Below are 21,599 nucleotides of genomic sequence, written 5' to 3'. Positions count from 1 at the left end.
GCGGTTACCCCTCGGGGCGGGCGTTTTCAGTCTGCTCAAAATATTGTTTCAAACGGTCGGGCAGGGGATACCGACCGGAGCCGTCCCGTTCCAGCAGCACCAAAATACACTCGAACGTTGCCCGCAGCTCGCGGCCCACCCAAACCTCTTGCGCCAAAGCGTAAGAGGTGTTGCGAAAGCTGGTGCAGCGGCAGGTCACGGTGTAATTCTCGCGCTCCAGCATCTCTTGCAGATAGCGGATCGAACCTGACCGGATCACCACGCGCGGGCCGGGGCTGTCGATCAGCCCGCGTTCCACCAATGACTGCGTATAGCGGATGCGCAGCCGTTCGAACCATTCGAAATAGACGGTGTTATTGACGTGGTTATTGGTGTCCAGATCAGAGAAGCGGACCTGATCTGCCATGGCCAGCGGTTGCGGTGTCGGCATACCGGCGGCGCGTTGCTGATCGGGGGAAAGGGGCGTGTGATAAATAACTGTCATGAACCCTGCGTAAGCAGCAATGAGGGCGCTTGCAAGACTGGGGTGATTTGTTCATTTTGCACCCAACGAGTAATTGGGAGGATGCGCCATGCTTGGCCAAATGATGAATAAACCGCTGCTGATTTCGAGCTTGATCGAACACGCACAACGCTTTCACAGCGAGACAGAGATTGTCTCTGTCAAGACCACCGGCGGGTTGGAGCAGACCTCTTGGGGTCAAGTCGCGCGCAACGCCCGTGCGCTGGCTTCTGCGCTGACAAATCTGGGGCTGGACCCGCAGGCGCGCTGCGGCACCATCGCCTGGAACAACCGCCGTCACCTCGAAATCTACTTTGGTGCATCGGGCGGCGGCTTCGTCTGCCACACCATCAACCCGCGTCTTTTCCCCGAACAGCTTGTCTATATCCTGAACCACGCCGAAGATAAGGTGCTGTTCATCGACAAGACGTTTGTGCCGCTGATTGCGGGTATTCAGGACAAGCTTGAACATCTTGAGCATGTCGTTCTGATGGAAGGCACCGATGAAGAAGCCGCCGCGCAACTGCCCGGGATCAAGTTCTATGACGACCTGATCGCCAGCGGTGACCCAGAGTTCATCTGGCCGGATCTGGACGAGAACACCGCCTCCAGCCTGTGCTACACTTCGGGCACCACGGGTAACCCCAAGGGCGTTCTGTATTCACACCGTTCGACCGTGTTGCACAGCTTCGGGATCAACCTGGCCGACAGCATTGCGATCACGGCCAAGGATGTGGTGCTGCCCGTCGTGCCGATGTTCCACGTCAACGCCTGGGGCGCGCCCTATGCCTGCGCTATGGTTGGCGCGGCGATGGTAATGCCCGGTCCCGGTCTAGATGGCCCGTCGCTGGTGAAACTGATCGACACCAACCATGTGTCGCTGGCGCTTGGCGTTCCAACCATCTGGCTAGGGCTGCTGAACGAGGCGGATAAGATCGGCAGCAAGCTGGAAAGCCTGCAGCGTACCGTGGTTGGCGGCTCTGCCTGCCCGCCGTCGATGATGACCGCCTTCCGCGAGAAATACGGGGTAGAGACGATTCACGCCTGGGGCATGACAGAGATGTCGCCCGTTGGCAGCATCAACCAGCTGCTGGCCAAACACACCAAGCTTCCTGCCGACGCGCAAAACAAGCTGCGCGAAAATCAGGGTCGTCCCGTCTTTGGTGTGGATCTTGAAATCCTTGATGACGACGGCAATCCCGTGGCGCATGACGGCGTGACGCAGGGCGATCTGGTCACCAAGGGCTACTGGATTCTTGACAGCTATTTCCGCAAGACCCGCAGCGAGACGCTGAACAAGGACGGTTGGTTCGACACGGGCGATGTGGCGACAATGGACCCCGACGGCTATGTCACGATCCGTGATCGGTCAAAAGACATCATCAAGTCGGGCGGCGAATGGATCAGCTCGGTCGAGCTTGAAAACATCGCGATCGGTCATCCGCAAATCGCGGATGCGGCCGTCATCGGGGCCCGTCACGAGAAATGGGACGAACGTCCGATCCTGATTGCCGTGAAAGCCGAAGGCCAGGACCCGAGCGAGGCAGAAATTCTGTCGATCTTCGAAGATAAGATCGCCAAATGGCAGATCCCTGATCGCGTCGTCTTTACCGACGCATTGCCGCGCAACGCGACCGGCAAGGTGTTGAAACGTGATCTGCGCGAAAGCTTCGGCGAAGTGCTGATCAACGGCTGATGAATGCTTCACCGGGGCAGGCCGCTACCCCGGTGACTGAGCTTTCTTCTGTCCCACAGTATAGAATATATGCGGGGCAGGAGCGTTATATGTGGTCTTCAGAAGGGCGCATTATGAAGCGGAGACATTGACCTTAAACGTAGGTCTGTCGCCGACAGTGGCACCTCGTACAGACTTTTTGCGGCATGGTTGTACTGTCACGCCACCTGTGGAGATTAAATTTGCACGGCACGCGTGAAAGCGCCCGAACGAGCTTCGAAAACATGGATCACCTGGAATGTCTGCCAAATAAACTTGGCGAAGTGTAAAAAACGGATAATCGTACTATAAAAACTGGTTATCGAAATATTAGCGCAATTTTAAAGTGTAATGTCTAGCGATAAATACTCTTTAGCGTTAATAGCTTACGTCTGGTAACACGTTGGGGTTGTGGGTAATATTGCGAGATCGGGCAGATTGATCATCGACCGTTGGGCTCATACCCAAAGGTGCTCTGTGAATTGTTGATATGAAAATACCCCGTGACATCCGAGCACAAAAAAACCGCGCAGCGTGGCAATCGTTGCGCGGGTGTGATCTACCTTAGGTAGTGTGATGGCCTCTCTCGCTTCACCCGCGTCCGCGATAGGGCGGCACGCCTTGATCGGGAATCCAGACGCTTTTGGGGGTCTCGCCCGTTTGCCAGAACACGTCGATAGGGATGCCCCCGCGCGGATACCAATAGCCGCCGATGCGCAACCAGCGGGGCGACAGCAGCTCTACCAGACGGCGGCCGATCGAGACGGTGCAATCCTCGTGAAAGGCACCGTGGTTGCGAAATGCGCCCAGGTAAAGCTTGAGCGATTTGGATTCGACCAGATAGTGATCCGGCACATAGTCAATCACCAGATGGGCAAAGTCGGGTTGGCCGGTCATCGGGCAAAGCGAGGTGAACTCGGGCGCGGTGAAGCGCACGCAATAATCGACATCGGCCTGAGGGTTCGCGACTTTCTCAAGCATCGCTTCTTCGGGCGAGGCGGGAAGCTCTGTCTTGCCGCCAAGCTGCTGCAAATCGCTGTAAATCGTTTCCATAAATCCTCCGGTGGCGGGTCAGACCCCGCGTTTGTTGCCCCATAGCAATACATGTAGTTGCGGCAGCAGGCGCGGCGTGAACCAGCGATCTGCCATGGTTTTATCTACCAGCCACAATAGCTTATCCGCCAGCACCTGCTGATCGACAGCGACGCTGGGGTCGACCTCGTCGTTGCCCGGTTGCAGATAAAGCGGCAGTTGGGGGTAGCGGGTGGCGGCGTCGCGGGCCCAATCGTAATCCGCGTCGTCGAATATCACGATCTTCATCACCGTCTGGGCCGCCGTTTCGCCAGCCGCAACGCAACGGTCGAAAGCGGCCCAATCCACCGTCTCGCCGCTGGATGGTGGTTTCGGGCTCAGCACAAGACAATCCAGCTGCCCGAACCACGGCTTCGCGATGGAGCCTTGCGTCTCGCAGGCAAAACGGTAGCCGGCGGCATGACCCAATTGGATCAAGGGCGCGAAGTCCTGAATGGCGGGATTTCCGCCTGACAAGGATACGGTCAGCGGCGTGTTGTCTGACAGGCGCTGCACCTCGTTCCAGACCGCGTCGGTCGACATGCTGGCCCAGTCATGGCGGAATGCGGGATCGACCGCGTGCATGCTGTCACACCACGCGCAGCGATAGTCACAGCCGCCCGTGCGCACAAAGACGGTGGGTTCACCGATCAGCGCGCCTTCGCCCTGTATCGTGGGACCGAATACCTCGGCGATGCGCAGCTGGCTCATGGCCGGTACTCTGCCCAGGTTTTGGGCGTCTCGCTGACCTTGACGGCGGTGGTTTCGGGCCAGTGCTGCGCGCACCATTCATAGAGATGACGCGCCATATTCTCGCCGGTGGAGACAAAATCCAGCACGTCGTTGAGGTGACGATGATCGAAAGTCTCGTCTATATAGGTCTTGAGCGGCTTCAGCTCTCCGTAGTCGCGAACGAAACCGTCGGCGTTCAGCTCTTTGGCTCGAAGCTCCACCACCACGACATAGTTGTGCCCGTGCAGGCGGGCGCATTGGTGGCCATCGGGCAGATGCGACAGCTGATGTGAGGCAGAGAAATGGAACTCTTTCGTAATTGTATACATCAGGCGAGGATCTTCCGCTTGACCGCTTCGGCCCAGAAATCGGGATCGTCATATTGGGTCGGGTCGGTAACCCCCGCCAGATCGAAAGCCTCGCGCCGTTCCACGCAGGTGCCACAGCGCCCGCAGTGATGCACGCCGCCTTTGTAGCAAGACCAAGTTTCGGCAAAGGGGGTGTTATGGCGCTGGCCTTCGGTCACGATATCCGCTTTTGAACGGTGCACGAAAGGCGTGTAAAGCGATACATCAGCATAGCCGTCCAGCGCCATATATTGCATGAACTCAAACGCTTGGGTGAAATCGGGGCGGCAGTCGGGGTAGATAAAGTGATCGCCCCCATGCACCGCGGTTGCGACGGCCTGATCCCCCCGTGCGGCGGCAATGCCATAGGCGACCGTCAGCATGATCGCATTCCGGTTGGGGACAACGGTGACCCGCATCGTTTCTTCGGCGTAATGCCCGTCGGGTACATCCACATCATCAGTCAGCGCGGATCCGGTCAGCGCCGCACCGATCCCGCGCATATCGATGATGTCATGGGGAACATCCAGACGTTTGGCGCAAAGCGCGGCATAGTCTAGTTCCTTGCGGTGACGTTGGCCGTAGTCGAAAGACACGAGCCCCGTCAGCTTGCGCTTGGCCGCCACCATATGAGCGAGCGACACAGAATCCAATCCGCCGGAGCAGATGACAATCGTTTTCATTTCTTAACCCTTGTTTTGATACCCGGGTAGGCTGCGACCGGGAAGGCGCCTGATAGACGAGACGATCAGGGATGCCAAGGGGGGCAATGCGGCGGATTTGGCGCGAAATGTCGCATTCGCAGCGTCACTCATAGAAAAACCTCCAGACCGGTGGGGTCTGGCGGCACGGCGCATTCTTTCCGCGAACGGGTGGGAGGTGCCCGCGCGCAGTCAGATCAGGCGCAAACCCGTGATCAGGCGGATTGCATCAGCAAAGCCTGGTTCTTCCATTCGAGGTCGGTGACAGCATCGACCAAAGCGGCGGCAACATCGCCACGGGCGGCCTTGGCTTTGACGTCAACGCTGTCGCCAAAGATCATATTCCGATTGCCCGCATCATCCGTCAGCGCGACGGGGCGCAGGATAGCGTAGTCGAGGCCGGAGTTTCGCAGATGCACGTCGGCTTCGTGTTTGGCTTGCAGATAATGCGCAAGCTCGCTGTCTGGGTCGGGGTTGTCTGCGCCGACGCTGCTGAGCATCACAAAGCGCGAGATGCCGGCCTTGGCGGCGATATCAACCAGATCTTTGGCACCATCGCGGTCGACCTTGTCGGTCATCTCTGGCCCTGTGGACCCGCCGGAGCCCGCGGCAAAGATCACCGCATCGCAGTCTTCGCAGGCGTCAGCGGTCAGATTGGTCAGGTCCCCCTTGCGCAGCACCACATCGGAGGCCAGCGCACTGGTGTCAGAGGAATCGCGGACAAGGGCGATCGGCGTGTGACCCTGTTGGCGGAGTTGTTCAGTGACGCGGATACCGGTTTTGCCGGTCGCGCCGGCGACGAGAATATTCATGGTTGTAATCCTTGTTATACGTGTCGCGGAAAAACTGCCCGCCGCGCGGCCTTCGCGCAGCGGGCGGTATTTTACAGCAGCGACAATAGCTTGTGGGCGGCTTCTTCCGAAGACGCGGGGTTCTGGCCGGTCACAAGCTTGCCATCGGTCACCACAAAGGATGCCCAGTCGTCACCCTTTTTGTAGGTGCCACCGTTGGTCTTGAGCATGTCTTCGACCAGAAAGGGTACCACGTCGGTCAGGCCCACGGCCTCTTCCTCGGTGTTGGTGAAGCCGGTGACGGTTTTGCCGGAAACCAGCGGTTTGTCGTCGGTGCCTTTGGTGTGCTTGAACACCGCTGGCGCGTGGCAGACGGCCCCGACGGGGCGGTCGCTGGCGGCAAAGCTTTCGATCAGGTTGATGCTGGCCTTGTCTTCAGCCAGATCCCACAGCGGGCCGTGGCCGCCGGGGTAGAAGATTGCGTCGAAACCGTCAGCCGAAACGCTCGACAGCACCTCGGTATTGGCCAGCTCTTTCTGTGCGGCGTCATCGCTCTTGAACCGTTTGGTCGCGTCGGTCTGCGCATCATCTGCATCGCTGGACGGATCAAGCGGCGGCTGTCCGCCTTTGGGTGATGCCAAAGTGATCTCTGCACCAGCGTCTTTGAACACGTAATAGGGGGCCGCGAACTCTTCGAGCCAGAAACCGGTTTTGTTACCAGTATCGCCCAGCTTGTCGTGGGAGGTGAGTACCATGAGAATTTTCATGTTTTTGGGCCTTTCAATTCATTTCTTATACCGGTCAGGGCGTCATTAGGGACGCCGCAATAACGACCGCGTAGACCGTTCAACGAATGGGCGCGCCCGTTGTTCCGCGATATGTCTGACGTTTTTGTGAATGATGCGGGTGCGGGTTCTGCAATGGTGGATATGCTCTGGCACCACGGGGGCAAAGCGATTAAACCCGCGGTAGTTTTCGAGCGAAAGGTCCGGCCGGATGCATAGAGTAGAACTAGCCGAACGGCCCCACTGGCGCGACCACGCCGAAGAGGTCGGTTTTTCCTTCGCGGACATGCACGGCGAACCCTATTGGGACGAAACCTCTGTCTATGCGTTCTCGCTTGACCAGATTGAAAATGACATCGAAGACCCCGCGACCGCGCTGCATGGTATGTGCCGCGAGGCGGTGGATCACATCCTTGCCAGCGAAGAGCTATTGGACAAGCTTGCCATTCCCGAAGCGCACCGTGACCTCATTGCGAACAGCTGGAAGCAAGGCGACCCCGAGATCTATGGCCGCTTCGATCTGGCATATGACGGGCAGGGGCCCGCCAAACTGCTGGAGTATAATGCAGATACGCCGACCTCGCTTTATGAATCGGCGTCCTTCCAGTGGCAGTGGTTGGAAGATCAGCTAGAGGCAGGCAACCTGCCCGAGGGGGCGGATCAGTTCAACGGCATCCACGAGGCGCTTGTCGCGCGGTTTGCCGACGTGTTTGAACCCGATAGCGATCTGCATTTCACCGCCGTGGCGGGCAATCCCGAAGATTACGGCACGGTAGAGGCTATGGGCTGGGCCGCGCGCGAGGCGGGGTTGGGCGCGCATTACTGCGACCTTGATAAAATCGCGCTGAGCGATGACGGGCAGTTTCTGGATGATGAGGACCGCCGCATCGCCGTCTTGTTCAAACTCTACCCTTGGGAAGACCTGCTGCGCGACGACTACGCAGACCACATCGAAGGCTCTGGCTGTCTGTTTCTTGAACCCGCATGGAAAGCGCTGCTGTCCAACAAGGGCCTGCTGCCCGTGCTGTGGGAGATGTTCGAGGATCACCCGAACCTGCTCCCTGCGTTCTTTGAACAGGATGTGGGCGAGGCGATGGCGGGGCGCGGCTCTGTCACGGGGCGTGCGGCGGATGCCTTTGACCGAGCGCGCGCAGGGCTTGCACGGGCCCATGTGCGCAAACCGATCCTGTCGCGCGAAGGGGCCTCGGTCGAGATCGTGAAATCCGGCCAGATCATCGAAAGTGCCAGCAACACGGCGTATGCCGAACACCCGCGTATCCTTCAGGCCTATGCGCCCTTGCCGCAGTTCGACGGGATGCGCCCCGTGATCGGCGCGTGGATCATTGGGCAAACCTGTGCGGGCATCGGCCTGCGCGAGGACCGGTCAAGGATCACGCAGGATCTGTCGCGTTTCAAACCCCATTACATTGCGCCATATTCCGGTTAGCATCGTCGCCCAATCGCCGAACCACAGCAGAAAGCAGATCATCATGACAAAACGGTCAAAACGCGTCGCCATCGCGATCATCGGGGCCACCGCCTTTACGCTGGCCGGTTGCCGCGACGAAAAGATTGATGCCGCTGCCTTTCCCGATGTGCAAAGCTGCAAGAACGAGGCGTCTTTCGGGGGCACATTCACCGCCGCCGATTGTGAAACCGCCTTTGCCGAGGCAGAGACGCTGCACGTGGAATCCGCACCGCGCTACAACAGTCTGGATGTCTGCGAAGAGCAACACGGCGAAGGGGCCTGCGGGTCAGAGGCGCAGCAAACACAGGGCGGGTCGGGCGGTATCTTTATGCCGTTGCTCGCGGGCTATCTGATCGGGAACATGCTGGGCGGGCGGTCGGGCATGGCCGCAAGCCAGCCGATGTATAAGACGGCGGATGGCAAGTTCACCAATGCGGCGCGCACCAGCACCTATTCCAGCAACAAGGGGGCGGCCAAGCTCAGCACCTCGCAATTCACCCGCCCCGCGACGACCGTGGGCAAAACCCCGATGACCCGTGCGACGGCGAAATCCCGCGGCGGTTTCGGGAAGGTGGGTAGTGGGCGCACGGGCTTCGGCGGCTAGGCTGCGGGGGCGGCACACGCAGACGTGACCGCAGCAGCCGCAACCGCAGGAACTTGATACGACGGCCATGTGTTTGCCCTTCGACGCGAATAAGCGAAGAAGGAGCAGACATGTCCAAGATCACGACAATCAATCCCGCCACCGAAGAAGAGATCCAGTCCTACGATCTGATGAGCGAGGCAGAGGCTATTCAGCGGGTTGAAGCCTGTCATGACGCGCATCTTGAATGGCGCAAACTGTCGCACAAGGAACGCGCGCCCTATCTGACCAAGATCGCCGCCAAGCTGCGCGAGAACGCGGATGAACTGGCCGCTCTTATGACGCGCGAAACAGGCAAGCTTCTGAAAGACGGCAAGACCGAGGTAGAGATTTGCGCGGCCATCTTTGAATATACCGCCAAAAACGGCCCCGACGTGCTTGCGGATGAAGAGCGCACCCACGGTACCGACGGCAAACGCGGGGTCGTGACGTATCAGCCTATCGGCGTCATCTATTCGATCCAGCCGTGGAACTTCCCACTGTACCAACCCACCCGTGTGCTTGCGGCGAACCTGATGACCGGCAACGGTTGTGTTCTGAAACACGCGAGCATCTGCACCGGATCGGGCCTGCGCCTGCGCGAACTTTGTATCGAGGCAGGGCTACCCGAAGACCTGTTCCAAGTGATCCTCATCGACCACGACACCAGCGACAAGCTGATCGAACACCCCAAGGTGCGTGGCGTGACAATGACGGGCAGCGATGGTGCGGGCCGTCACATCGGGTCGGTCGCCGCGAAGTCGCTGAAAAAGACCGTGCTCGAGCTTGGGTCCAACGACGCCTATCTGGTGCTTGAGGATGCTGATATCGAAACAGCGGTCAAATTCTCGGTTATGGGTCGGCTCTATAACAACGGGGAAACCTGTGTATCGGCGAAACGCTTTATTGTCGCCGATAAGGTCCATGACGCCTTTGTCGATGCCTTCGTCGCCGAGATGAAAAAGATCAATATGGGCGATCCGACCGACGAAAACGTTCAGCTGGGTCCATTGTCCAGTCAAGACCAGTTCGAGACCGTGCGCGATCAGGTGAAAGAAAGCGTCGATAAAGGTGCCAAGGTGCTGTGCGGTGGCGAGGTGCCTGACCGTACGGGGGCCTATTACCCTGCAACCGTTCTGTCCGACCTCAAACCCGGTATGCCAGCGTTTGACGATGAAATCTTCGGGCCCGTTGCGTCGATCATCCGTGCGAAGGATGACGAAGACGCGATGCGTCTGGCAAATGACAGCCGCTATGGTCTGGGCGGCGGGATATTCTCGAAGGATGAGGACCGCGCCTTGAGGCTCGCGAAAGAGCATTTCGACACAGGCATGATCCGCATCAACTCCTTCGGGGCTGCCGATCCGAATATGCCCTTTGGCGGGGTGAAAGATTCCGGCTATGGGCGCGAGCATGGCGGATTCGGCATGAAGGAATTCGCCAACGCCAAGGCGATTTTCCTGCCCTAAGCCTGCAAGGCAACGGTAACGTGGTGCGCGCGTCGGAGATCTATCCGGCGCGCGCAACTTATTTGGGCACGAAGGTTAAGGTTTACGCAAAGTTAACAAATGAGGCGCGCGCGCCACACATCTCCAATTGTATTATGCCGGCGGAACCTCGCCCTGCCACGGAATAGATTGTTCTTTTAAACTTGGTCGCTTCATGTAATCCGCAGCTACGCTGCGCTTCAGGCGGATCAGTGCTTGCCCTTAAGTAGAACAAAGCGCACCCATATCGGTGGTATCTGGTCACTGGTCGCGTTTTTTGTCGCGACGGTCATCATTACCTACGCCGCCGGCCGTCTGGATCGTCTGCTCTCCGAAGCTTTCGTATACGAAGCCCGCGCCCAGACATATCTGGACCTGCTTGAGGTGCGCGAACAGTTTGAAGAGATTATTCACGAGCGGTCCCTCGCGCTGCGCGAGCTTGCGACGTTCATCAGCGAGAACCCCTTTGCGAAACAGGAAGAATTTACCCAGCGGGTTCAGAATATACGTGAAATCGACGACACGGTCATCAATGTCGCTGCCGCGCCCGAACTTGTTGTGACCCTGATCCACCCGCTCGCGCCGAACATGGGCGCGCTTGGGTTAGATTACCGCACAAACGAAGACCAGTTTCCCGGCATTGAACGGATGCTGGACTTGGGCAAAGAACTGATGACCGGCCCCGTCGATCTGGTGCAAGGCGGTAAGGGGCTGATCCTGCGCGCCCCTGTCTATTGGCCCGATCCAGACTTTGCCACCGAAGGCGATGTTGACGGCAGCAAACGCCAGCTGTGGGGAATCGTATCGCTTGTGCTGGACTATGATCAATTCCTGATCAATTCCGGCATACGTGAGGCCGAAGAACGCTATGACATCCTCATTCATGCGGCCTCTCCGCAGGTGGGGGTAGGACCGCAGATGTTCACCTACGGCGATCGGGGCCTGCTGGAGGCGGATACTGTTACGTTGGAATTCGATTTCTCCTTCGAGGAATGGATGCTTGAAGCACGCACCAAGGGCGGGTGGCCCAAACACGCGCCCGATCAATGGTCAAAACGCGCGCTCATCGCGTCGGCCGGGCTGATGCTTTTGGGCACGCTGCTTTACGTGCTGCAGGTGTCAGAGCGGCGCAAACGTGCCGAAGTCCTGCTAAGCAGCGGGATCGAGGCGCTGAACGACGGGTTTGTCATGTTCGACGCGCAGGATCGTTTGCTTCTGAGCAACTCGAAATACAAAGAGATGTACGAGCTTCCCTCTGAAGTGCTCAAGCCCGGAGCACCTTTTGCCGAGCTGCTGCGTATCGGTGTCAAAAGCAAGCAGTTTCCCATGGGGCGCTATAACGAGGAAGAGTGGATCGAGCGTCGCTTGGCCATCCATCGCGAAAACAGGACCTCCGAGACAGAACAACACTTGTCGGGCGGGCGCGTGATCAAAGCCTCTGACCGGCCTTTGGCAGACGGTAGCTATGTCGGCCTGCGCGTGGATGTGACCGAGCTGAGCCACGCCAAGGATGCCGCCGAAGCTGCCAGCAAAGCGAAGACGGATTTCATGGGCGTCCTCAGCCACGAGCTGCGCACGCCGCTGACGGTGATCATGGGCGTGGCGCAGCTTTCCCGCAACGCGCGTATGCTGTCGTCGTCCAAGGCGCTGCTCAAGGGCTATGAGGACGGGGAGATCGGCCACGCAGAGGCAAAGCGTCTGCTGGATGAGATGTACGACCAACTGTCCGGCCTGATGAACCGGTTGGTGCAATCCGGCGAGCATCTGTTGCACCTCATCAACGAGATCCTCGACGTGGCCAAGATCGAATCCGGCAGCCTTGTGATCGAACCCAGCCCTTGTGCGGTGCAGGATATTGTCGATCCGGTGATCGAACAGCTTCGCACACTTTCAAGCAAGAAGGGTCTGGCCTTTGATGTGGTACAAGAGGCGGATATGGTCTTTGCCGATAAGGTGCGCGCGCGGCAGATCCTGTTCAACCTCATCGGCAACGCGATCAAATTCACCGACACCGGTTTCGTCCGTCTGGTGGTGAAACCCGTGGGCGATGTCGTCAGCTTCGAAGTCCATGACAGCGGTGCCGGCATCCCCGAAGCCGAACTCCAAAGCATTTTCGAGGTCTTCTATCAGGTCGATTCCACCGCCACGCGTCGGGCAGGCGGCACGGGCATGGGGCTCGCGATTTCGCGCAGTCTGGCGGAAATGCAGGGCGGCAGCCTCAGCGTGTCCAGCGTCGTCGGGCAGGGCAGCTGCTTTATCCTGACACTCCCGATCCGCGCCGCGCAAAGCCTCGAGGTAAACGCTGCCGCCTGAGGCCACGCGAAACAGCGCGATTGTCCCGCGGATCGTAGCATGCAGCCCCAAAGTAACCTTGTATTTTTAAATGGAATGCGGCGGTTTCAGTGTGAATACTGAAAGTTTGGTAGGCCCGGCAGGACTTGAACCCGCAACCAAAGCGTTATGAGCGCTCTGCTCTAACCAATTGAGCTACAGGCCCGCCTGCGCGGTTTGGTAAGCGGGCGGGCGCGGCGCGTCAAGGGATAGAAACGCGCAGATGTGGCTTAGGTGCATTGCACGCCTGCGCAACCTGCTATAACCCACTTTCGCAAAGGGAACAGGCAGCGGGATGCGTCATGACCAACTCCAAGAACTCGATCACCTATGCAGACGCTGGTGTGGATATTGATGCAGGCAACGCGCTGGTAGAACGTATCAAACCGGCGGCCAAACGGACAAAGCGTCCGGGCGTGATGTCGGGGCTTGGCGGTTTCGGCGCGCTGTTCGACCTCAAGGGGGCGGGCTATACCGACCCGATCCTCGTCGCTGCCACGGACGGTGTGGGCACCAAGCTGCGGATCGCGATTGATACCGGCAACGTCGATGGCGTGGGGGTCGATCTGGTCGCCATGTGCGTCAACGATCTGGTGTGCCAAGGGGCGGAGCCACTGTTTTTCCTCGATTATTTCGCCACCGGCAAGCTTGAGACCGAGCAGGCCGCGCGGATCATCGAAGGCATCGCCAAAGGCTGCGAAGGCTCTGGCTGCGCGTTGATCGGGGGCGAGACGGCAGAGATGCCTGGCATGTATTCCGAAGGTGATTTTGACCTTGCGGGCTTCTCTGTGGGCGCGATGGAACGCGGCGCGGACCTGCCCCGCGATGTGGCGGCGGGGGATGTGCTGCTGGGGCTTGCCTCGGACGGGGTGCATTCGAACGGCTATTCTCTGGTGCGTAAACTGGTCGAGATCTCTGGCCTTGGCTGGGATGCGGACTGTCCTTGGGCAGACGGAACATTGGGCGAGGTGCTGCTGACGCCGACGCGGCTTTATGTGAAATCCGCGTTGCAGGCCGTGCGGGCAGGGGGCGTACATGCGCTGGCCCATATCACCGGCGGCGGTCTGACGGAAAACCTGCCCCGCGTTCTGCCCGATGATCTGGGCGCGCAGATTGATCTGGACAGCTGGGAGCTGCCCGGCGTGTTCAAATGGATGGCCGATGTGGGTGCGATCTCGGAAACCGAGATGCTCAAGACCTTTAACTGCGGCGTGGGTATGATCCTTGTGGTCAAGGCGGATGAGGCCGAGGCGCTGACCAAACTGCTGCGGCAGGCGGGCGAAACGGTCTATCCGATGGGCAACGTCACCGAGACCGCGGGCGTTGCCTATACCGGCAGCCTGCTGTGACCAAACGGGTTGCGATTTTCCTTTCGGGTGGCGGGTCGAACATGCGGGCGCTGGTCGAAGACATGACCGGCGACCATCCCGCGCGGCCCTGTGTGGTGGTGTCGAATGTTGCGGACGCGGGCGGGATTGCCTGGGCCAAAGAACGCGGCATCCCGACTGAAGTCGTGGATCACAAGCCCTTTGCAGGGGATCGCGCTGCCTTTGAAAACGAATTGACCGCGCGGCTGATGCCCCATGCGCCCGACATCATCTGTCTGGCCGGATTCATGCGCAAACTGACCGGTGGCTTTACCGATGCTTGGGCGGGGCGGATGATCAATATCCACCCGTCTTTGCTGCCGCGCTATAAGGGGCTGCACACCCATGCCCGCGCGCTTGAGGCCGGCGATACCCAGCATGGCTGCACCGTGCACGAGGTCACGGCAGCGCTGGATGACGGGCCGATTTTGGGGCAGGCGACCATTCCCGTCATGGCCGGCGACACGCCAGAGGATCTGGCGGCGCGGGTTCTGGTGCAGGAACATCGTCTTTACCCTGCGGTGCTGCGGCGGTTTGCCAGCGGCAACCGTGATCTTTTAATGCTGGAAAGCTGACCGCGCGGCCTATTGCGCTGAAACCATGCGCTTTTCCATTGCCTGAATGGCTTCCTCTGTCCAAAGTAGCGCTATGAAAACAATCACCACCACCGCCGAGCTTGAAGCCTACTGCACAGAGGCCGCCAAGCATGATTACGTGACCGTCGATACCGAGTTTCTGCGCGAACGGACCTATTATTCCAAGCTCTGTCTGATCCAGTTGGCGATGCCCGGAACCGACGATAGCAATGCCGTTCTGGTGGACCCGCTGAGCGAGGGGCTGTCGCTTGACCCGCTGTACACGCTGTTCCGTGATACGTCGGTGGTCAAAGTCTTCCACGCCGCGCGGCAGGATCTAGAGATTTTCTATGTCGATGCGGGCGTCTTTCCCGAACCCTTGTTCGACACACAGGTCGCGGCGATGGTCTGTGGCTTTGGCGAACAGGTGGGATATGAAACTCTGGTGCGCAAGATCGCCCACCAACCTCTTGATAAGACGTCCCGTTTTACCGATTGGTCGCGCCGCCCGCTGAGCGATGCGCAGGCGAAATACGCGCTGGCCGATGTCACGCACCTGCGCCAGATCTACGAATTCCTTGCGCGTAAGCTTGAACAGACGGGCCGCGCCCGCTGGGTTCAGGAAGAGCTTGAGATCCTGACCAGCCCTGACACCTATGTCACCCCGCCGCGTGAGGCATGGCGTCGGGTCAAGACGCGCACGAATTCGCCAAAGTTTCTGGCGCTTGTGCGCGAACTGGCCGCGTTCCGCGAGGAGTACGCCCAGACCCGCAACATCCCGCGCAGCCGCGTCTATAAGGATGACGCGATGGTAGAACTGGCCAGCAACAAGCCGAAAAACCACGAGGAACTGGGCCGCGCCCGTCTGCTTCTGCGCGAGGCCCGCAAGGGCGAAATCGCGGATGGTATCCTCAAGGCGGTGGCCGCTGGTCTGAATTGCCCGCCCGGCGATATGCCGCAGCCCGATCGCAGCCGCGACAAGCTTCAGGTCAATCCGGCGCTGTCCGATCTGCTGCGTGTCTTGCTGAAGGCCAAGTCCGAAAGCGCAGGCGTTGCGGCCAAGCTGATCGCCCCCGCTGCGGACCTTGACGGGATCGCCGCAGGGCTGCGTGATGTGGCCGCGCTGAAGGGGTGGCGACGCGAGGTATTCGGGGAAGATGCGCTGCGACTGTGCAACGGCGAGATCGCTTTGACCGCGGTCGGGTCCGATCTGAAAGTGGTTGAGCTTTAACGCTCAACCCTTTGGTTTTTATTAATTTATTTGGGGTTAGCGGCGCGATGTCATCGCGTTGCGCAGCCCTTCGACGCGGATGGTCGTCACGCCAGCCAGCGTCTGGTTGGTCAGCTTGCGGCCGGCCGTAACCTCGCGGGTGGGTGGCGTGCCGATGGCGGTCGCCTCGCTTGGTTCCACCCCTTCAAGACGGTAGGTCAACACGCCGTCCACTGGCAGCTCGTCTTCGTTCGCGGGGGTCAGCTGCACCTCGTAAATGCCCTGACGATCCGCGCGACCGGTGGCGCGCACGACGGCACCGCCCGGTACTTCTTCGATCGTCAGATCAATGATCTGGTCGAAGGGGCGACCGGCATATACCACCTCTTTATTTCGCGAGGAGGAGAATACTCCGGTCCGCTGCGGGATCAAAGGGTTGGTCGAGGCTTCCTGACGGGTGATCGGTTCAGACCGCGCGGTCCCGAACCAGTTGAACGGGTTCACACGGCTGTCGCGCACGGTCGCGCAGCCTGTCAAAACAAGGGTCGATACCAGGATGGCTGAAAAGGTCTTGCGCATGGGGTCCGCCGTAGAAATTTCGGTAATATTTGACTAACCCATCCCAGACCCGTTGGGAAGGGGGTGGACCTTTGGCATCGTGCAACCTACCTGTTTGGCAAGCGAAAAGAGGGACGCACCGTGGCGACAGAGGCATTTGAAGAACTGGTCGAGGATTTCGAGTTTCTGGACGATTGGGAAGACCGCTATCGCCATGTGATCGATCTGGGCAAGGCGATGGAGCCGCTGACCGAAGAGTTGCGCGTGCCCGCAACCAAAGTAGATGGGTGCGCCAGTCAGGTCTGGTTGCATACGCAGTTCGAGGATGGCGTGCTCCATTTCGACGGGGCCAGCGATGCGATGATCGTTTCAGGCCTGATTGCCGTGCTTCAAAAACTGTATAACGGCGTGCCCGCGGCCGATGTCAGCGCCATCGATGCCCGTGCCGAGATGGGGCGCCTTGGGTTGAACGAACATCTGTCGGCGCAGCGGTCGAACGGGCTGACCGCGATGATCGAACGGATTCGCGGCGAGGCTGCACAGCAGGGTTGAACGCGCGCCTGCGGGGTGTGGCGACAGCTGTGCCAGTTGAGTTTATTTGGCAAAATGAAGATCAGAGCGCCTTGAGGGTGCGCGCCAGATCACCGTAGCCGGTAAAGCGCCGTTCAAAAGCCAGGCCGAGCCTATCGGCGCATGTTTTCGCCTTGGCGGTAAGCGCGGGATCATCTGTTTGCGCCTGATACACAAGCTTTTCGTAGTTCCCGAAGTACATATCGCGCAGTTCGGGGTGCCGGTCGAGCCCCATGGGTTTTATAATGAAAGCGTCGAACTGGCGGACCAGAAAATCGGTGAGATAGAAGGTGGTAATCTCGTCCTCCGAGATCTTGGAAAAGCGGTCGTTGCCTTCGAAAAAGCTATAGCAATGCGGTCCTGCGACCATCTGCACGCCAAGTTTCTTACACTCCGCCTCCAGCAATCCGCCGGTGCCGCAGTCGGCGTAGACAACGAATATATCGTCGTATTTGTCGCGCTGTTTCTCAACGGCTGTGCGGACTTCGTCGGTGATTTTTTCTGGGTAGAGATGCAGCTTGGCGGGCAGGCAGGTCAGGTCCAGATGTGACCAGCCGTTCGCCTCTTTCAGGTCGAGAATTTCCCGCGCCAGCGCCCCGCAGGCGATCAGCAGAATGCGGCCCGTCTGCGGGGCGAGCGGCAGGCCTTTTTCTGTCAGATCACGGTCCGAGGGCGGCTTCATCTCACGCTCCGTCATGCAAAAGGCCCCTCCGGTAGGGAAGGGCCTTTGTGTTCTAGATCAACCGCTTACGCCTTGGCGGCGTTGTGTTTCCGCCCGACCCATTCCTTGGCGGTTTCAACTGCAACGGCGGCATCGCGGCAATAGGCGTCGGCACCGATGGCCTTGCCGAATTCTTCGTTCAGGGGGGCCCCGCCGACCAGCACGATATAGTCATCGCGGATGCCCTGTTCGACCATCGTGTCGATCACGACTTTCATATAGGGCATGGTCGTGGTCAGCAGCGCGGACATGCCAAGGATGTCCGGCCCTTCGGTCTCCATCGCTTCAAGATAGGCTTCGACCGAATTGTTGATGCCAAGATCGACAACCTCGAAGCCCGCGCCTTCCATCATCATCGACACAAGGTTCTTGCCGATGTCATGGATGTCGCCCTTGACCGTGCCGATTACCATCTTGCCCACGCGCGGTGCGCCGGTTTCGGCCAGCAGCGGCTTTAGGATCGCCATGCCGCCTTTCATCGCGTTCGCAGCCAGAAGCACTTCGGGGACAAAGAGGATACCGTCGCGGAAGTCGGCCCCGACGATGGTCATGCCACCGACAAGCGCCTTGGTCAGAATATCATAGGGTGCCCAATCGCGTTCGATCAGGATATTGACCCCTTCTTCAATCTCTTCGCGCAGACCGTCATAGAGATCATCAAACATCTGCTGAACAAGTTCTTCGTCGTCCAGATCGGCAAGGATAATTTCGTCTTCATCCGACATAGTCGTTCCTCATCGGTTAACTCACCCGCGCGGGCTTGTGCCTTTTTGTCACATACGCGCCGAAAGCTTCGTGCTTTTTGCGACAAACCCGGCACCGCGTGCGACGCTTTGGTTGTTGGGAAATTACGCTCAATCGTACTGTAAAACAATGGCTTGGGCCAATATACTTGACCATGTTCCCAATTTGTTCGAAAAGATTTGAATGGATCAGGCACAGCGCAAATACAGACTGCCCGGACGGGGCACATCCAGCAACCGCCCGGGCCGGTTCGAGCCGCTGACCGTCAGCGCTGTGGCCGATGGATGGGCGGGCGATGATGACCCTTTGCCGGTCTTGCGCACCCAGGTGAGCGTTGAAATTCCGCGCTCCGTGATCAGCTACAACCAGTCGCCGGACCTGCCGTTTGACCGGTCGATCAATCCGTATCGCGGGTGCGAACACGGCTGTGTCTATTGTTTCGCGCGGCCAAGCCATGCCTATCTGGGGTTGTCGCCTGGCCTGGATTTCGAGACGCGGCTGATCGCGCGGCCCGAGGCACCCGAGGTGTTGAAACGAGAGTTGGCGGCGAAGAAATACCAGGTCGCCCCCATTGCGATCGGCACGAATACCGATCCCTATCAGCCGATCGAGAAAGAGCATCGGATCATGCGCGCGCTGCTAGAGGTGCTGTCAGACGCGAACCATCCCGTTGCCATTGTGACCAAGGGCAGTCTGATCGAGCGGGATATTGATATTCTGTCGGATATGGCGGTGCGCGGGCTGTGCCGCGTGGGCGTGTCGGTGACGACGTTGGATGCGAAGCTTTCGCGGTTGATGGAGCCGCGGGTGCCTGCCCCGAAACGTCGGTTGCAGGTGATCGAACGATTGGCGGAGGCAGGCATTCCGGTGCGGGTCATGGCGTCCCCCATGGTGCCGGCGCTGACCGATCCCGAGCTTGAGGCGATTTTGGAAGCGGGGCGCGATGCGGGGGCCGTCGCGGCCAGTTGGATCATGCTGCGCTTGCCGCGCGAGGTATCGCCCTTGATGCAGGAATGGTTGGCGGCGCATTACCCTGACCGCGCGGGTCGCATCATGACGCGGCTGCGCGAGATGCACGGGGGGAAGGAATATGACGCAAATTGGCACCGACGGATGCGCGGCGAAGGCCCCTATGCCGAGATGATTGCGCAGCGGTTTACCTTGGCGGTCAAACGGTTGGGGCTGGATACGCTCCTGCCGCCAATGCGCTGCGATCTGTTCCGCCCGCCCAAACGGGCGAGCGCGCAGTTGGATCTGTTCGGGGATTAACCCCGGCGGCGGCCACGGCGTGGTGCGCGGGTGGGGCCTTCGCCATCGGTGCCATCGCTGGCCGAAGAGAACGGTCCAAGGGCCTCGACGATCTGTTCCAGTGTGGGGGCGTCGCCCTTGGGCCGGCTGTCGAGAGCGGCGCGCATATGCACCAGATGTTCCGGCATGGTGCCACAGCAGCCGCCGATGATCGACGCGCCGCAGTTGCGGGCCATCTCGGCGTAATCGGCCATCAGTTCGGGCGTGCCGTCATAGTGGATGTGGCCTTCGACGTATTTCGGGATGCCCGCGTTGCCTTTGGATACGATCGGCGTCGGCATGCCTTTGGAGGCGAACCCCAACACCGTGCGCAACACATCCGACGCGCCGGTACCGCAGTTGGCCCCATAGGCCAGCGGGCCATAATCGAGGTCATGCACCATGTCGACCATCGCCTCGGATGTCATGCCCATCATGGTGCGGCCTGCGGTGTCAAAGCTCATCGTGCCGACCCAGTCGAGCCCCGCCAGCTTGAAGCCTTCAGCGGCGGCGCGGTATTCCTCGGGGGCGCTGATCGTCTCCAGCCAGCCCACATCGGCACCACCGGCTTTCAACCCGTCTGCGGTTTCATGGAACATCTCGACCGCCAGCGCGTGGGTGAGAGGGCCGACCGGCTCCATGATCTCGCCCGTTGGGCCGACGGAGCCTGCAACGATGACCTTGCGACCGGCCTTATCCGCGACCTCGCGCGCGAGCTCGGCGGACACGCGGCTGAGCTCATGGGCGCGTTTTTCGGCATTATGTAGTTTCAGACGCGAGGCATTCGCGCCGAAAGAGTTGGTCAGGAAGATATCGCTGCCCGACTGCACCGCACCCTGATACAGCTTGATGATGTTTTGCGGCTGTTCGGTGTTCCACATTTCTGGCGCGTCACCGGACATCAGGCCCATGTTGAACAGGTTCGTGCCAGTGGCACCATCGGCCAGCAGCGTGCCTTTTTCAGCCAGAAGATCGGTGAGGGGGTTGGACATCAAAACGCTCCGCTAAATGGGTGATTTTGCCGTTTCCCACAACGCCCCTGTTGACGCAACTTCATTATTCTCATGATCGTCATGAGCCGCCGCCATGGTTTCTGCGTGCATGAGCGCCATGAGGGCAGGGCGCGCGCTTGCGTGGCAGGGGCGCTTGGACTATGTGACAGGCTAGAAATGGCTGATGGGTATTCCAACCGGCCTGTTGTCTGGAAGGGATGTGCATGGCCCGTCGCACGAAAATCTATGAAGGTACGGCGAAGATCCTGTATGAAGGACCGGAACCGGGGACCATTGTCCAGCACTTCAAAGACGACACAACCGCCTTTAACGCCGAGAAAAAAGCGGTGATCGAAGGCAAGGGCGTGCTGAACAACCGCCTGTCCGAATTCTTCATGACCGGCCTGAACAACATCGGCGTGCCCACGCATTTCATCAAACGTCTGAACATGCGCGAACAGCTGATCCGTCAGGCAGAGATTATCCCGCTCGAGATCGTCGTGCGCAACTATGCGGCGGGGGATCTGTCCACGCGGCTTGGCATTGACGAGGGCATGCAACTGCCGCGTCCGATTGTGGAATATCACTTCAAGAACAATGACCTTGGCGATCCTCTGGTCACCGAGGAGCATATCGCCGCCTTTGGCTGGGCCGGTCAGCAGGACATGGAGGACATCCTGAGCCTGTCGCTGCGGGTCAATGATTTCATGTCCGGCGTGATGATGGCCGTGGGCATCCGGCTGGTGGACTTCAAGCTTGAGGTGGGCCGGATCTACGAGGGCGATTTCCAGCGTCTGATCGTCGCCGACGAGATTAGCCCCGACAGCTGCCGTCTGTGGGATATCGAAACCGGACAGAAACTGGACAAGGATGTGTTCCGCCGCGATCTGGGGTCGCTGACGGATGCCTATACCGAAGTCGCCCGACGTTTGGGGGTCATGCCCAAGACGTCGACACCGATGATGAAACCGACGTTGATCAACTAGGCTGGCGTCGCAGATGAGTTTATTTTGCAAAATGAAGA

22 protein-coding genes and 1 tRNA gene are annotated in these 21,599 nt (G+C 59.4%); 11 read left to right on the top strand and 12 right to left on the bottom strand.

Translation table 11 applies throughout. The features are described from left to right. Positions 1-4 precede the first annotated feature (4 nt). Positions 5-484 (bottom strand): acyl-CoA thioesterase, encoded by a 480-nt coding sequence (locus C1J04_RS10465; protein ID WP_009824718.1) that lies wholly within the window; start codon positions 482-484, stop codon positions 5-7. A gap of 88 nt (positions 485-572) precedes the next feature. Here C1J04_RS10465 and C1J04_RS10460 point away from each other — a divergent pair, with 88 nt between their 5' ends. Beyond that, the gene (locus C1J04_RS10460) at positions 573-2,198 is read left to right on the top strand and encodes a long-chain fatty acid--CoA ligase (RefSeq protein WP_009824717.1); all 1,626 of its coding nucleotides are present in this window, start codon (positions 573-575) and stop codon (positions 2,196-2,198) included. 609 nt (positions 2,199-2,807) lie between these two features. Here the strand turns inward: C1J04_RS10460 and queF are convergent. The 6 genes from queF to C1J04_RS10430 form a co-directional block, all read right to left on the bottom strand. Continuing rightward, on the bottom strand, positions 2,808-3,269 hold the full coding sequence (queF, locus tag C1J04_RS10455) for a preQ(1) synthase (protein ID WP_009824716.1): 462 nt from the start codon (positions 3,267-3,269) through the stop codon (positions 2,808-2,810). An 18-nt stretch (positions 3,270-3,287) separates the two neighbouring features. Continuing rightward, the gene (gene queE, locus C1J04_RS10450; protein WP_009824715.1) at positions 3,288-3,998 is read right to left on the bottom strand and encodes a 7-carboxy-7-deazaguanine synthase QueE; all 711 of its coding nucleotides are present in this window, start codon (positions 3,996-3,998) and stop codon (positions 3,288-3,290) included. After that, positions 3,995-4,348 carry a 6-carboxytetrahydropterin synthase QueD gene (gene queD / locus C1J04_RS10445; RefSeq protein WP_009824714.1) on the bottom strand — a complete coding sequence of 118 codons (354 nt, stop codon included), beginning with the start codon at positions 4,346-4,348 and terminating at the stop codon, positions 3,995-3,997. Before queD ends, queE begins: the two co-directional genes overlap by 4 nt. Then, positions 4,348-5,049: a 7-cyano-7-deazaguanine synthase QueC gene (gene queC / locus C1J04_RS10440; protein ID WP_009824713.1), complete on the bottom strand. Its 702-nt coding sequence runs from the start codon at positions 5,047-5,049 to the stop codon at positions 4,348-4,350. The genes queD and queC overlap by 1 nt, the downstream gene beginning before the upstream one ends. A 233-nt stretch (positions 5,050-5,282) precedes the next feature. Further along, a complete protein-coding gene (locus C1J04_RS10435) occupies positions 5,283-5,879 on the bottom strand; it encodes an SDR family oxidoreductase (protein WP_009824712.1) in 597 nt (198 codons plus the stop codon). Positions 5,880-5,950: 71 nt separating this feature from the next. Beyond that, complete coding sequence (locus C1J04_RS10430; RefSeq protein WP_009824711.1) at positions 5,951-6,625, bottom strand: type 1 glutamine amidotransferase domain-containing protein; 675 nt, start codon at positions 6,623-6,625, stop codon at positions 5,951-5,953. Positions 6,626-6,854: 229 nt separating this feature from the next. Between C1J04_RS10430 and C1J04_RS10425 the strand changes: the two genes are divergently transcribed. The 4 genes from C1J04_RS10425 to C1J04_RS10410 all read left to right on the top strand — a co-directional run bounded on the left by C1J04_RS10425 (position 6,855) and on the right by C1J04_RS10410 (position 12,533). Beyond that, the gene (locus C1J04_RS10425; RefSeq protein WP_037953705.1) at positions 6,855-8,090 is read left to right on the top strand and encodes a glutathionylspermidine synthase family protein; all 1,236 of its coding nucleotides are present in this window, start codon (positions 6,855-6,857) and stop codon (positions 8,088-8,090) included. A gap of 43 nt (positions 8,091-8,133) precedes the next feature. Then, positions 8,134-8,715, top strand: a complete 582-nt coding sequence (locus C1J04_RS10420) for a DUF1190 domain-containing protein (RefSeq protein WP_005853722.1) — start codon at positions 8,134-8,136, stop codon at positions 8,713-8,715. Between the two features lie 110 nt (positions 8,716-8,825). Next, entirely contained in the window at positions 8,826-10,202 is a 1,377-nt protein-coding gene (locus tag C1J04_RS10415; RefSeq protein ID WP_114865356.1) for an NAD-dependent succinate-semialdehyde dehydrogenase, read from the top strand. A 234-nt stretch (positions 10,203-10,436) separates the two neighbouring features. Continuing rightward, positions 10,437-12,533 (top strand): sensor histidine kinase, encoded by a 2,097-nt coding sequence (locus C1J04_RS10410; protein WP_009824707.1) that lies wholly within the window; start codon positions 10,437-10,439, stop codon positions 12,531-12,533. Between the two features lie 107 nt (positions 12,534-12,640). Here the strand turns inward: C1J04_RS10410 and C1J04_RS10405 are convergent. Next, positions 12,641-12,717 (bottom strand) — tRNA-Ile (locus C1J04_RS10405). Between the two features lie 136 nt (positions 12,718-12,853). On the opposite strand from C1J04_RS10405, the gene purM reads away from it, so the two are divergent. The 3 genes from purM (at position 12,854) to rnd (ending at position 15,724) form a co-directional block, all read left to right on the top strand. Then, positions 12,854-13,900 carry a phosphoribosylformylglycinamidine cyclo-ligase gene (gene purM / locus C1J04_RS10400; protein WP_009824706.1) on the top strand — a complete coding sequence of 349 codons (1,047 nt, stop codon included), beginning with the start codon at positions 12,854-12,856 and terminating at the stop codon, positions 13,898-13,900. Further along, positions 13,897-14,493, top strand: a complete 597-nt coding sequence (purN, locus tag C1J04_RS10395; RefSeq protein WP_005853715.1) for a phosphoribosylglycinamide formyltransferase — start codon at positions 13,897-13,899, stop codon at positions 14,491-14,493. Before purM ends, purN begins: the two co-directional genes overlap by 4 nt. 73 nt (positions 14,494-14,566) lie before the next feature. Continuing rightward, positions 14,567-15,724, top strand: coding sequence for a ribonuclease D (gene rnd, locus C1J04_RS10390; RefSeq protein WP_009824705.1), 1,158 nt, complete (start codon positions 14,567-14,569; stop codon positions 15,722-15,724). 36 nt (positions 15,725-15,760) lie between these two features. Here the strand turns inward: rnd and C1J04_RS10385 are convergent, their stop codons facing one another. Beyond that, positions 15,761-16,282 carry a hypothetical protein gene (locus C1J04_RS10385; RefSeq protein WP_009824704.1) on the bottom strand — a complete coding sequence of 174 codons (522 nt, stop codon included), beginning with the start codon at positions 16,280-16,282 and terminating at the stop codon, positions 15,761-15,763. Positions 16,283-16,402: 120 nt separating this feature from the next. On the opposite strand from C1J04_RS10385, the gene C1J04_RS10380 reads away from it, so the two are divergent. After that, complete coding sequence (locus C1J04_RS10380; RefSeq protein ID WP_037954435.1) at positions 16,403-16,813, top strand: SufE family protein; 411 nt, start codon at positions 16,403-16,405, stop codon at positions 16,811-16,813. Between the two features lie 61 nt (positions 16,814-16,874). Here the strand turns inward: C1J04_RS10380 and C1J04_RS10375 are convergent, their stop codons facing one another. Together C1J04_RS10375 and C1J04_RS10370 are read right to left on the bottom strand one after the other, a co-directional pair. After that, the gene (locus C1J04_RS10375; protein WP_254655107.1) at positions 16,875-17,528 is read right to left on the bottom strand and encodes a DUF1638 domain-containing protein; all 654 of its coding nucleotides are present in this window, start codon (positions 17,526-17,528) and stop codon (positions 16,875-16,877) included. A 50-nt stretch (positions 17,529-17,578) separates the two neighbouring features. Continuing rightward, positions 17,579-18,277 carry a corrinoid protein gene (locus C1J04_RS10370; RefSeq protein WP_005853706.1) on the bottom strand — a complete coding sequence of 233 codons (699 nt, stop codon included), beginning with the start codon at positions 18,275-18,277 and terminating at the stop codon, positions 17,579-17,581. A gap of 202 nt (positions 18,278-18,479) precedes the next feature. Here C1J04_RS10370 and C1J04_RS10365 point away from each other — a divergent pair, with 202 nt between their 5' ends. Further along, positions 18,480-19,565 (top strand): PA0069 family radical SAM protein, encoded by a 1,086-nt coding sequence (locus C1J04_RS10365; protein ID WP_009824701.1) that lies wholly within the window; start codon positions 18,480-18,482, stop codon positions 19,563-19,565. On the opposite strand, the gene bmt is transcribed toward C1J04_RS10365, so the two are convergent. Continuing rightward, the gene (bmt, locus tag C1J04_RS10360; protein WP_005853702.1) at positions 19,562-20,575 is read right to left on the bottom strand and encodes a betaine--homocysteine S-methyltransferase; all 1,014 of its coding nucleotides are present in this window, start codon (positions 20,573-20,575) and stop codon (positions 19,562-19,564) included. The two genes, C1J04_RS10365 and bmt, sit on opposite strands and share 4 nt — an antisense overlap. A 224-nt stretch (positions 20,576-20,799) precedes the next feature. Here bmt and purC point away from each other — a divergent pair, with 224 nt between their 5' ends. After that, complete coding sequence (gene purC / locus C1J04_RS10355) at positions 20,800-21,561, top strand: phosphoribosylaminoimidazolesuccinocarboxamide synthase (RefSeq protein ID WP_005853701.1); 762 nt, start codon at positions 20,800-20,802, stop codon at positions 21,559-21,561. Positions 21,562-21,599 lie beyond the last annotated feature (38 nt).

The sequence above is a fragment of the Sulfitobacter sp. SK025 genome, assembly GCF_003352105.1.
Classification (GTDB): Bacteria; Pseudomonadota; Alphaproteobacteria; order Rhodobacterales; family Rhodobacteraceae; genus Sulfitobacter; species Sulfitobacter pontiacus.
Note: the sequence above shows the minus strand (reverse complement) of the source record. Positions and strands in the feature narration are given on the sequence as shown.